Here is a 13,153-nt window from a genome sequence, read left to right as displayed (position 1 = left end):
TCAAAACAATGTAACCTGAGCAACCGAAGATTGAATGTCCTCGCTTGCTTCATAAGGCTCTTCTACACGTGTCTTCTTAATGCCATTCCATGAGTAAGAAATTGAATTAACAAGATTTGAATTCCCCATTCGATTCAGAACATAAATCGACAGATCAGGCACTACATCGAAACATCCCCATAAGGATTGAGAGTTTAATGTGTAATCAAAGTCGTACATCTCAATAACTTTGAATGCTTCTTTGATATTGTTATCATCTACGCCTGCAAACGCTTCATCTAATGCAAATATACGAGGAGCTTCACAGTGAGCATTTTGCAAACGTGCATCAACAGCTGCTAGAAGTGGCGTATACATCGCCATTGCTCGCTCACCACCAGAGAATGTGTTGTAATTGCTTTTCTTCATTTCTTTGCGCTTTTCACCTGTTTTTTCGTAATAAATAATGAACTCATACCATTCTCGATAATCCAAGACTGACTTAATATCTTCCATGAAGGTCGATGTACCGCTCAACTCAGCTTTGCGTTTCGCCTCATATACCTTGGAACGAAAATGCTGGGCAATCCTTTTCCTATCGGGATTCGCAAGCCACATAGGATCCTTCTCTAGAAATCGAACCAATTCTAGTGTATCGAGTTCTTGTTCACTGTCACTTTTTTTCGGTGACCACTCGACATCAAACTTTAGTCCACTGGAGTTCTGCGTCTCTTCCATTATTGTATTGATACGTGATACCCATTCTTTTGAATTTTGAATTTTGCTTTTTATGGTTTCTCCCACATGATTAATCAGGATATCTTCGTAAATCTCACGGTCCTTTTCAGCCATTACCTCTGCAAGCATTTTATCTTGCTCGGTCAGTTTGATTTTGGCAAACGAGGGCGAAACACGACGCGACTGATACTCTAGTGTAATTTTTTCACGTCTAGCTATCATTTTAAGCATTTCCACACGACTTTCATCATCACTAGCCATATGAGAAAAATCGACTTCATATTCTAACGGTTCCATCGTTAAATTGTATTCTGGTAAACCCTTGTCCGCATCCGAGAATACATTGCCTAAATCGCTTTTATTTTTTACTCTATCCTTTTTCGAGAGGAGCTGCCCGAACTTGGACATGATATTCTCAGCAAGCGATTCCGTATCTGATTCGATTTCAAGCCCAAATTTGCCACTGAAATCTTTTACATCTTGAAATAAAGCAATTTCCCATGCCAAAACAAGCTCCTGCATAAAACGTTCTTTCTGAGCACCAGCCGGAAGGCGGTCACGAAGATTTTTTAAATCGTTTTTCAGTTCACTAAGTTCCCTGTCCAGTGCCCTTTGATTTATTGGAAATTGTTCCAGCTTATCGTTAATACTTTGGGCAAGCTTACGAATACTATCCGCGCCAATGTCTTGTAACTGCTTTTCATAGCTTTCTATTCGAGTATCTATGCTTTTGATTTGCCCATCTAGTGATAGAACGTCAGCCCTTGCCTCATCCATAACATCTTTTAAAGTACCTATCTTGTCATCTTGATTCTTTAAAAGACTTTGTTTATCCCCTCGGGAACGATAAGAACTCTTCAGATTTGATAACGCTCGCTCAAAATTTCGTAAGCCATCACACGCATCATTTACGGTTTGTTCATTTTTCTCAATAGTCATATCTTCGAACTCTACATTTAGGTTCCTGATTTTTGTCTCCACGTAGGTGTTCAGTTCTTTGAATTTTTCATTTAACGACGAGATCTCAGGCTCCAACAATTCTGCAATGCGTTTTGCAACGACTTCAAATTGTTCTTTGGCATCCTTTAGAACCGAAAATTTCGGGAATGACCGGTACTCAACTTCAATTTTCCTTTGTCGCGTTTTACTTTCATTAGAAATTACTTCAAGCTTATCAATTTCAAGCTTAAGAGCAGCAATCTTTTCTTTTAACACTGCAATTATGCGAAGTCGCTCTTGTTCCCGCGCATGCTTTCCAATATATTTAGCTACACCATACTGCGAAGCAGTTCCGGCTGTAAAAGAACCTTTAAATGATCCTTCAGCCGTTACAAAATGGACGTCCGCATTAGAAACCGAAATCCCCTTCAGAACTGCTAGCACATCATCATGACTCACATCGCCCGTAGACGAAACCGAAACATCTAGATACTTTGTTAGATTGTTTGGTACCTGAGCCTGATGAGTACTAAGAACCGTTCCAGACAACGCTTCGATATAACGGTTAGCGGGTACAATCAGTGAAGTTAGTATACCAGTTTCGGTAAGTACCGATTCCAAACGTGACTTCTGCTCCTCAGTAAGATTTTTTTTGAAATCAACCACAGCGTAAAAAGGTACATACGATATCCCTTTTTCTTTGAACTCCCGTATCTGGTTCTCCTTGGCTATTGGAAGTTCAGGTTCAATTTCATCAGTTCTCTCAAGAACAACGACTTCTTCTTTAGCAAGATCTCTTTCTTCAACCTTTGATCGAATTTGTGCTTCTAGCCATGCTTGCTCTTTAATACATTGGGTCACTTGTACTTCGCGTTCACCCGAGATTGGCAACATCAATTGCTCCTCAGTCACATTTTCCAGATATCCATTAAACATCCGTTTCACACTCGTACTACTATTAACGCTAAGCACAAGAGCTGTTATTTCATTCATCCAGTTTTCAAGCTCTATATAAGCGTTGTTTCGTTCCATATCATAGATATTCGCAAGAGTAGTGCGCCTTTTCCTTTCTTTTTCAAGAACGTCTTGTTTCACATCAATTTGTTGTCTCATAACATCTAGATCGCGCTTCTTTTGGTCCAGTTCTTTAATTTGTTTGAGAAGTCCTCCGAGTCTTTGAAGCCTGATTCTTATTTCAGACTCCCAATTTAAAAAAAGATAATCCCCATTTTTTTCATTCCGTTTGAAATGGTCAGAGAATGCTAGATAGATGTCTTCAAATGCTGAATCTATCCCCAGTTCCTCCAAACTCTCCAACGCGACTTTAAGTTCTTTATCAATTGCCCACAATTCATTTTCAATATTACGCCGTTCGTTATTAGCATCCATTAATGATTTATCATTTAACTCATAGCGATTCTTTTTGACTGATTTCTCATTCAATATTCGCGCTAGCTCTTGTCTGGCAGATTGAAGAGTATCATCCAAATCCACTATTTTATCATGCCCCAATTCCTGTCTTGCTTGCTTCAACCCTTCAATTTCACGTTCAATGTTTCGGATTTTTTGCTCAGTTTCATCATAGTCAACACTCTTGGTCTCAATATCTCTTTGTACTCTCTGATGCTCTAAAGCAATATTATCCCACGTATTTTTGCTTTCCAAATAATACTTAGCCTTCTCCGCGAATACGTATGAAACATAATCGTCATAACCTTTATCCAGTTTCGTTGCAAAACCAAGGTCGTTTTGCGTTTTTAGAATTTCCCGCTGTGTTTGGTCTTGTGCTTCCACGGTAGTGGTTAGAGCGGACAATTCATGATCGGATAATGGCGGTAATGATTCGTTCAAGGTTTCTTTTAAATCGTCTGGCCCTCCTCCTTTGGTTAATTTAGGGCTCTTAAGCCGTACGAGTACATCGGTAAAAAGCTTAAGTCCTGTTACATCTGGAAACTTGAACAGTTGCTTATTAATCAGTTCCGCGTAATCTTTACTATCAACGACCGTACCACTCTCGCCGATTGCTGTCGTTATTTGTTTTCTATCTAAGGGAATTTGCTCCGGTGAATCATCTAGTACTTCTACCTTATAGAGTGAGATCGGATTTGGTCCACGCCCAATACGCCGATGACGGTCATGAATCACAAACCCCCAGGCATCTTCCAACCTTCTGTTTTTTCGTTTGGAATGTAGTCCAAATCCAGTCGTGATATACTGCTCCGTGTTCGTTAACTTATATTCAATCACAACATAACCAATGCGCTCGATAATGTCCTTGTTTAATGACTCTTCTCCAAGCAAGATGTCATAAAACTTGCGGTCACTTGACTCAAATGGATCCAACCGCTTAGGGTCTTTGTTTCCATCTAGCATGAATGTAAAAAGCGTATTCATGGCAATCGACTTTCCCGCACCATTATGACCACGCAGTAACAGTCTTCCGTTCTTGAAGTAATATTCTTCATAATTAAAATACCAATAGTTAAATAGGATGAAGCGATGAGGCTTCCAACGCTGTGTATGATTAGTCATCATCATACTCCTTTATTATTTTCTTCTTTAGATTTTTCAAAGAATCTTCCGATTACATCGTATAGTTTCAAATCGCCTTCTTGCGTTGTCTCTGCTAATTTCCATTCAAATAGCATATTTTTAATTATATTCTTAATTTCAGTGATACTCATACTTTTTAGGCCCGTCGTCCATCCGTGACTATTCTCATCTATGAGCTGCCGACACATAATATCCAAATCAACATTTGTTAAAATGACTGTCCCATCTTTTTGTTCACCGAGACTGTCATCATCGTCGATGATTTTAAGTCTTAACAACGTTGCAAACTGAACAAGTAGGTTCGATTCAGCATTACTAGCTGGAAAGAACCGGCGAAACGTGCTTACGTTCTCTTTTACTAAAAAAGCACTGCTTCCGTAGACATCCAGATTCATATCGTAGTATTTTTCGGCATGTTCATTTAAGTGGCGACTGTAATGTCTTAAGTAATCAAAATCTGTAGCCGATACTTCATGCCGATACAAGGCTGGCTCTAAAAACAGTTTCCGGTACAGTAAATGCTTTCTTTCTAGACCTAATTCCCGTTCCTGAGTTTCTTGAATCAACATAATATCATTTAGTCTCAATTCTCCTTCAATATTAAAACCAATATTACGCATAAAATATTTCACAAGCCCGGTTGAACGCAGCAGTGCATCATTCGTTTCTCTGTCTTGGAAGTCTTCTATGTTTTTATCCATCACTTCTATCAGACACCGTCGAACAGCTTCTTTCAATACACGGACTAGTGATAGTCGGTTTTTATAGCCTTCGTTACCCTTCCATGTTAATGGTAGAGGGTTTTCATTGACCGATTCCTTGGAACTTCTTGGGTAGTACGAAACGACCGCTTGGCAAACATCTGACAGCGTAAATTGTTTTGATGCCTTTCCATCCAAAAACGCAAGTACACAGTAAAAAATGGTGTAGTCTTTCACCTCTTTGAAATCTGATATGCCTGTTGACGGTTGAGGCGTTACTTGAAACTTCTCAACCTTTGCAAAATCTGTCCCAACTACCAACTTAAAACGGAAGTAGTGCTTAAAGTAATCCCGCAGAAACCCTTCGTTTTGTTTAATTTCATAAAAAAGCTCTGGATTCTCCTTGCGCACAACCCAAAAATTATCGAGCAATTGATGAATGCAATTAAGAGACTCCTGAGACAACTTTTTCACGCGTTTTCACCTCGGTAAATGTCATTTGGAAATCGGGCAAGAAGAGGATTCCATCTAAACAATGCAATTCAATAATATCGTTACTAACCTTATGAAGTTTAAATTTCACGCCCAGTTCTGTGGTACCCTCATAGATGCCGTAGCCAACTGGATTCAATAGCGCCGCACTTATCCAATCCAATAATGCCTTTCGAACAAACGGCTCAACTCTCGTTTCCAAATTCTTCAAGATTAAGCAAGGCTGCTCCACGATCGCTTTTAATACACTTTCTTCGTATGTCAGCCGCTCTGCGAGCAATCGTTGCTGTTTGAGTGCCTCCTGGCTCACTTTCGATACCTTCAAATTTTGTTTTATGGTTCTCTCAGATGGTGGTCGAATACGATACGTCACATCTAGCTCATCCGGGTCAAAATCCCATACCGTACCATCATTCTTATCAGACGGTTTCTGTGCGACTTTGAAATGCTGGATGCCTTCGAATCCGAATAGATAAGAAAAAACTTGATGGGCTTCTTCCAAGTTGCCGGACTCATGCACCATATCTGCAAGTCGTAAAAATTCTGTTACTCGACTTTTTTTCACAAATTGTCGCTCCGCATAAAAATGCGCAAGCTTAGACATTTTACTGATGGCATCCCGAGTACGAGCCTCAAGTTGAAACGCTTTGCTCGATTTAGTATCACTTGCCAAAAACCAGTTACGGATACCTGTCCATACATCAAAAAAGGTATCGGAATACTCTTTATCCGACACAACCGTAGTGGTCGGCATATTTTTCTTATGCCGGACGAGCTGCATTACGATGTTGTGAATTTTCTTCTCCGAAATACGTGTAATAATATTAATTATCGCAGGCGAATTGCGGTTAAGTTCAACCATGAAATCCGTTAAATAAGAACAGAACTGATTTTTAAATACGATGAAGGCATCGGTTTCCATTTTGCTATCCAATTTATCACCGCTGATATGATTCAAATAATCCGAAGCATCATTATCAAGCTTTGTAAACCGTTCGAACAGCTCCTCCCACGCTTCATATAGTTGAACAAGCGAAGACGAATCCAACTCGGTTTGCATGGAGAATCCGTTTAATTTTACAAGCGCATTATATAGATGCTCAGTGAGTTTTTTATCCAAAGAACCACCACGTATACGGTGAAGTTTTTTCTCCATATAAATAAGCATTTTTTCAAATTCAATCGTATAATCCGTTAGTGAATATGTTTTTCGATTCCTAATAAGTTCTTCCAATGTAACAGCATCTGAATTATCTTGGTTCAACACTAAGTTATTGTTTTCAACTAAAACCGATAAATCAGCATCTTGCTCTTCGAGCGTATAATCCCCAAATTCAAAAAATTGTTTAAGATGCGTGAAAATTTCTATCGGTAAAACTTCATTATTAAATATACGATGTTGCTCATACATGTATCTTAATATTGGACGATATCGGTTCGTTTTTTGTGTTGACAAATAACTTGCTTCTTTTATAGCACGCGTTAATGACAAATCCAAATGAAACACTCCTTTTCCAATTCCTGTTTTACATAATTCGGTAAATGTAGTTTCTGTTTTTTATTTGTAAATATCGATATTGGAGATCGGCCGAATCCTCTCCCCTGGCATTACCTTTGCCGAACCGAGGGGTGAACGTCCCGATGCTTGAATCGGAAGTTAATTGAAGTTCAGACTTCCTTATTAATTTTCAAGAATATTCTTTTTCAAGTTACATTTCGAAGTATTGGGACTATATTGTTATTTAAAACTGCTTCTTTGAGCCCAAGAAATCATAGTTGTCCTAGATATGCCACCTACTTTACTACTTTCATAATGCGTTATCATTGTCATTTAGCAAATTATGATAATGATCTATGTAAGCAATTATCGTTTCTTAATTATTCTTTAAAAAGTAATGTTAAAACTAGGATAATCAACAGTGCTGGACTCAGTGATTTATCCTCGTAATCATCAAAGAAAAATATCATAAACGTACTCGAATCAATATACCAATCGCGTTCAATATAAATCTCCATGTTATGCTGTTCTAAGAATCCCTGAAACTCTTGTCGTTTCTGACTTCGTCAATTAGATTATATAGATCTGCAAACTCTTCTCCGAAATAACCCGACCAGTAACTGTTCTCCTGATACCTAGCCAATTCTAGGGTTTCATTAATCTTCATAATTAGCTCATCCAAATTATAATAGTCCATTCCGTCATTCATGAATGAAAAAAAATAAACTTTCAATTAGAAACTGTATTGTGTTGTTTATTGTTCCAATAATTCATAAAAATCAATTTCTTTCAAATGCTAAAATATGTAACTTTATTCCTGATCTCTCCTAATACATCAAAGCTATAATAGATTACTTTCCTTAATAAGGATAAAGCTCTTTACTCTATTTATTGCCTCTATATGAAGTTGTAAATCTGATAATAGCCAATTTAGGTATATTGTACCATATTAAAAAAGGCGTTTGGAATTTTTTCCAGACGCCTCCAAAGACTTATCCTATTCAAACTTATAACATGCCTATAATTCCACCAGATTCCCTTTCGGATTATACACTATCCGCTCCATCAACTTCTTTAACGCGCGATTCTTATCTTCACGTGTCACCGCGACGCTCCACAGCTCCCTAAACTGTCCTTCCTGTTCATATATCTGCTTTTAGGACATTGTCCAATGATTGAATATTGGGTTTGCGTAATAAGTGGGAAGACAGACTTTTTACGCTTAGTCAATTCATATCTGATGTCTGCTTAGAGTCAGAGGAATTAAGTAAAGCCATTAAGTACATGAAATGGGCGGTGCATTTCCATCCGGAGAATGAAGAAGTTCTGAAGCGGGTTGGGGATTTGTATTTGAAGTATCGTGTTGTTTAATAATATCGAGATGCTCCCGTGCCTATGGCTACCGGAGCAGATTTCATCATTTAGAATTGTAAAGGCGTACTATCCATTCCTAATAAATTTTAAAAATTCTTTTCCGAAATCAGTTATGTAAAGAACCGTCAATCCATCTTTACCAATATCTTTAAATGTGGTACCTACAGTTTTCATATCAACTAATAAAGCTTTAGAAATTAAATCACAAATATAAAATTCATACTTTCCATGAGCATCAATAGTAGACAATTGTGGTAACTCTTTTTTTATCTTGTCAATAATTTTTTCTTTATGAGAAGCAGAAGTTAATGTTATTATCGTTCCATCGTCTCCTTCACCGATATCCATATTTCCTGACCTTCCTGTATTTTCAAATAACCTCAAAATTTCAACTTCTAAAAAATCCAGTTTTGTAACCAAATCCAAAAATGTTTCCTTAAAATCTGATTCATAAATGCTTAAACCATTTGCAACTAAAATTTCCTTAAAGATTCTTAGTTTATGCTCACTTTTTATATCTGCAACACGTCTAATTATTGATACATAAATATCATTAAATTCATCGGAGGTAATGGTATCTTCATCCAAATTAATCCCTAATTCATTTAAATATATCAAAAAGCTTTCTACAAAATCATTTATTCTCCTTTGTGCAATTCTACCTCTGATTTCAAACAGCGCCTCATTAATTGCGCCGCCTGCAAATGGAATCACCGAAATACCCGCTTTTGTCAAACCTATCAAAGATTCTTTTACAATGTTGTCCATCTTCTTACCTCTTCCATGTTATTACCACATTACATCTAAATAAATAATGTGACAAGACATCCGATAGATGCTCTTTATTGCATTATACATTTTTTCCTAAATAATAATCCTTTATAGTCTACTTGAGGAAGCTGCTATAAACAATTGATTTTCACGAGCATCTCATCACCGACATGTTCGCGCAATGCCACAAACAAATCAATCTCATTGTCTAGACTTTCGGGTTTATATCTTTCATCCCAGATTTCAAAATCATAATCCTTTGGTTCATTTCCAGTTTCTCTAATCCATTGGCCATATAAATAGTCATATGAACGACTAAGTTCCGATTCAAGTCCCTGATGTGTGTAAGTAACATACTTACTCTCACCGACAGCATGACCTATCATATCTAACGGAACATCACCTTGTTTACTTACTTCATAACAAAGAATATGTGTAAACCTGTCAACCTGAGGATTAAAATCGGGCTCCATAGGATAAATCTGTATTAAGATTACATTCTCATTTTTCTTGTCTTGAATTTCGTCTTTTCTTTCAAATAGCGAATCATAAATGTTCTTACCAAGACCAGACTCAAACTCATTAATATCTGCTTCAATTTTGTAACCTACAACATGAAAAGGGGATAATGTTACTACTTTAGCTTCCAGAAAATCTCCTCCATTAAAAATAAGGAATACTATTTGATTATACTATTAAGTGGAAGAATAGTTCGATCTGCTTAAAGCACTTTACAATAAAAAACTTCCACCATACTCTGGTAGAAGCTTCTTATCGCAATTTAATCATTCAAAATTTCAATCATTTTTCTTGTCTTCGCTAGCTGCTCCACAGTAAAATCATGCTGAGCAGATGCATATGCGCTAAAGACAATATCGAGCACAAACAATTGAGCAAATCTAGAGCTTGTTGCCGCACTACGAAGCTGCGCTTCCGGCGCACGTGATGTAAATAAAGAAACATCAGCAAGCTGAGAGAGCTTGTTATTTCCTGGACGAGTTAGGCTGATTGTTTTTATCCCCTGCTCCTTAGCTCGTTTTATTAATTGAATAACCTCTCTCGTTTCACCGCTATACGAAATTCCCTAGAAGACGGCGTTTTCTGATTTCGTAGCCATGGCTGCTGCTAATAAATGACGATCTGAAATCGCATATACATTTTTGCCAAGCCGAAGCCATTTTTGTGCTGCATCTTCTGCAATAATAAATGAGGCACCTATCCCATAATCATAAATCACTTCTGCATGTTGTAACAGGCTCACTGCCTGCTCTATAGATTGTGCGTCGAGTTAACTGGCCGTATTCTGAAAGGTCAGTATGGTGTTCGACAACATTTTATCAATGATAGAATGCACCGTTTCATTCGATTCAACATCAAAGTAGCCAACATACTGCGTATTTTCTACTTCCGCTGATAAACGGATTTTCAGCGCTGGAAAGCCCTCTATTCCAAGCGACCGATAAAAACGAACAACCGCGGCACTGCTTGCCTCCGCTTTTGTCGCTAACTCATGTATGGTCATATGCAGTACTTCTTTAGCATTTGCAAGAATGTACTCCGCTACTTTTTTCTCTGATTCTGGCAATTCATTTAAGTCTAGCTCAATTTGCGAAATCATACTTCCCCGCAATTAAACCCGCTCCAACAAATGCAGGAATCATTGGTATGAAAATATTTCCGATTTTTCGCAAAAAGTTCTTGAACGGTTTATCTATGATTCCACACGTTCCATTATTGACGAATTTTTTTTTCAATATTAAAATATATGTAAGAAATTAAATTTCAAAAAACATTTTTTTCATTTATTAAATTTATCCCAACATTACGTCGCAGGAGGAAATGAAAGATGACGACGACACCAAACATCATCGTAATGAACCATCCAACTAGAGAGCAGCTTGAAAAGATTTACGATATTTTAGATGAATGCTTTTCCGTAGGCCGAGCTTTTTTCCAAGAAAGATTAGACCTAGACACCACATATGATCCAGATACAACATGGTTTGCGATGGTTGACGATAAGATTGCATCTAATGTACAAATTTTTCCGTTTCATATTAGAGTCGGTCAAGCGATCTTGAAAACGGGTGCAATGGGGAGTGTCGGTACAGATCTAAATTACCGCGGGCTGGGGCTTGCACACAAAATTCTTCATGCGCAGACCAACTATATGAAAGAAAACGATTATGATATAAGCTTGCTTTTGGCTAGCAAGCATGCGTTTTATGAAAAGGCTGGCTGGAGACTTATTCCCGAGACTGCTTTCGCAATTGAAAAACCAACAAGTTTGGAGCAGCAGCAAAACAGTGATGAAATCATTCCTTTTGAAGCCTGTTATCTCGATGATATCCGTTTTATCTATGAAGAATTCAATAAGAATCGCACCTACACCGTGATCCGAAGTAGAACGTATTGGAATGATTTATTGACCTGGCCGGAATGGAAGAAAGTTGACTGCTTGCTCCTTCGCAGAAATGAAAAAATCGTTGCTTATGGCATCATTGAAAAGAAAGATACTGAACAAGTATTTATTAATGAATTATTGTATTTGAACGAAGCGGAAAACGGCGTTGAAGCTTTGTTTCATGCCTTATGTCAGCTGCGCCAAAATGCAAAGCAAATATTAGCGATGCTCCCAGAGGACCATAAGCTATATTCCTATTACCAACAGCATCAAGCAAATTCAATTCAAATCAATATGGCGATGTGGAAAATGATCAATCTCAGTTCAACTTTCCATAAGCTTCAGCCTGAATTAGAAGATCGCCTAAACCGTAGCAACATAATTGCAGACCAGGAGCTGCATATTGCACTTCGCAGCAATGAGGACTGTATCTACTTGGATTATAAGCAAAAGCAGCTTTCTGTTTCCGATGCTAGTAATCATACCAATCCCTATACTTCAATAGAAGTAGATGAACGCGAGCTAATGACTTATATCATGTTCGGCTATAATGAAGCAGGCGCAGCAAAGGACAGTACTGAGCACGCTAACATCCTTCAAGCTCTATTTCCGAAACAACAAGCCGTGTTTTATTTGACCGATAAATTTTAAGCCATTTTTGATTCCTACCATTTTAAAATAAGGGTGTGTCGCAAGTCCAACTGCTCGGACTTATGACACACCCTTATTTTTCCATAGCGACAAAAACTAGTCGTTGTTCATTTTTGATCTTCCTAACAGGACAGCACCGTAGGCTGCATCCTTAATCGGCAAAATCAGCTTTGTTTGCGGGTAGCTCTGTGCGAGCTTTCGCTCCAAGGCTTCTTTCACAAAGCGAGACTTTTGCAGCACACTTCCTGCAATCGCAATCGGACTTTCATATAGCTTAAGCCGTTCAATAACAGGCACAACAAGCTCATATAGATTGGCTGCACATTTCTCCGCTAACGCTATTGCATGTGCATCGCCCTTCTCGCATGCGGTCGTCATAATCGGTGCGAGCTGCGCAATATCTTTTTTCGTCGTATTTTTATCATAAACAAAGCCAATAATCTCTTTCACAGTGCTTAATCCAAGCTGCTCATATACCATCGCTGGGATGACCGTATCGGTTATTCTTCCGTCCTCCACTTGAACTAATACGGATAATAGATCGCGCCCAATGCTATAACCGCTTCCCTCGTCATCAATCAGATGACCAAAGCCTCCTGTGCGATGCTGCTCTCCTTTTTCATTGACCCCAAAGCAAATCGATCCTGTACCGGCAATGAGAATGATGCCTTGCATCGCATTTTGTGCCCCGTATAATGCGGTTTCTTGATCGCCTGTAATCGTTAATTGCCCGATATAACCGTTATTTCTCACATGCTGCTCCAAAAAATTGATGACCAACGGATTACTTATTCCTGCCGCACCTATACATATATGAGCAACTTCTTGTAAATTACCGCAGTAGAGCCTCGTTTGACTAAAAATTTCCTCAAAGGAGGCGGCAATAGCATCAGCATCACCACCGTTATAATTAATAGGCCCTACAGTAAAGGTGAATAAAGCGTCTTCCTGGTCATGCGTAATGGTGACAGCTGTTTTCGTGCCACCCCCATCAATTCCAACGATAAATGCCATACCTATGTCCCCTTGTTGTACTTTTTTCAAAGATAAGAA

Annotated in this window: 8 protein-coding genes and 1 pseudogene; 1 reads left to right on the top strand and 8 read right to left on the bottom strand. The window is 38.3% G+C overall.

Annotated elements, in window-relative coordinates:
- The 7 genes and pseudogenes from MKY52_RS20280 to MKY52_RS30410 all read right to left on the bottom strand — a co-directional run bounded on the left by MKY52_RS20280 (window position 1) and on the right by MKY52_RS30410 (window position 10,663).
- The gene (locus MKY52_RS20280; RefSeq protein WP_341053081.1) at window positions 1–4,188 is read right to left on the bottom strand and encodes a TIGR02680 family protein; all 4,188 of its coding nucleotides are present in this window, start codon (window positions 4,186–4,188) and stop codon (window positions 1–3) included.
- Between the two features lie 2 nt (window positions 4,189–4,190).
- Window positions 4,191–5,384, bottom strand: coding sequence for a TIGR02678 family protein (locus MKY52_RS20275; RefSeq protein WP_341053079.1), 1,194 nt, complete (start codon window positions 5,382–5,384; stop codon window positions 4,191–4,193).
- The gene (locus MKY52_RS20270; RefSeq protein WP_341053078.1) at window positions 5,356–6,900 is read right to left on the bottom strand and encodes a TIGR02677 family protein; all 1,545 of its coding nucleotides are present in this window, start codon (window positions 6,898–6,900) and stop codon (window positions 5,356–5,358) included. The genes MKY52_RS20275 and MKY52_RS20270 overlap by 29 nt, the downstream gene beginning before the upstream one ends.
- A gap of 529 nt (window positions 6,901–7,429) precedes the next feature.
- Window positions 7,430–7,567 (bottom strand): hypothetical protein, encoded by a 138-nt coding sequence (locus MKY52_RS20265; RefSeq protein WP_341053077.1) that lies wholly within the window; start codon window positions 7,565–7,567, stop codon window positions 7,430–7,432.
- Between the two features lie 773 nt (window positions 7,568–8,340).
- Complete coding sequence (locus MKY52_RS20260; protein ID WP_341053076.1) at window positions 8,341–9,042, bottom strand: hypothetical protein; 702 nt, start codon at window positions 9,040–9,042, stop codon at window positions 8,341–8,343.
- 134 nt (window positions 9,043–9,176) lie between these two features.
- On the bottom strand, window positions 9,177–9,695 hold the full coding sequence (locus MKY52_RS20255; RefSeq protein ID WP_341053468.1) for a GyrI-like domain-containing protein: 519 nt from the start codon (window positions 9,693–9,695) through the stop codon (window positions 9,177–9,179).
- A gap of 131 nt (window positions 9,696–9,826) precedes the next feature.
- Window positions 9,827–10,663 (bottom strand): annotated as a pseudogene (locus tag MKY52_RS30410) (MurR/RpiR family transcriptional regulator).
- A gap of 228 nt (window positions 10,664–10,891) precedes the next feature.
- On the opposite strand from MKY52_RS30410, the gene MKY52_RS20235 reads away from it, so the two are divergent.
- On the top strand, window positions 10,892–12,100 hold the full coding sequence (locus MKY52_RS20235) for a GNAT family N-acetyltransferase (RefSeq protein ID WP_341053073.1): 1,209 nt from the start codon (window positions 10,892–10,894) through the stop codon (window positions 12,098–12,100).
- A 96-nt stretch (window positions 12,101–12,196) separates the two neighbouring features.
- On the opposite strand, the gene MKY52_RS20230 is transcribed toward MKY52_RS20235, so the two are convergent.
- The gene (locus MKY52_RS20230; RefSeq protein WP_341053072.1) at window positions 12,197–13,114 is read right to left on the bottom strand and encodes an N-acetylglucosamine kinase; all 918 of its coding nucleotides are present in this window, start codon (window positions 13,112–13,114) and stop codon (window positions 12,197–12,199) included.
- Between the last annotated feature and the right edge of the window lie 39 nt (window positions 13,115–13,153).

This window comes from Paenibacillus sp. FSL P4-0184 (assembly GCF_038004625.1).
Classification (GTDB): domain Bacteria; phylum Bacillota; class Bacilli; order Paenibacillales; family Paenibacillaceae; genus Paenibacillus_AQ.
This window is presented reverse-complemented; position numbering and strand designations above follow the sequence as displayed.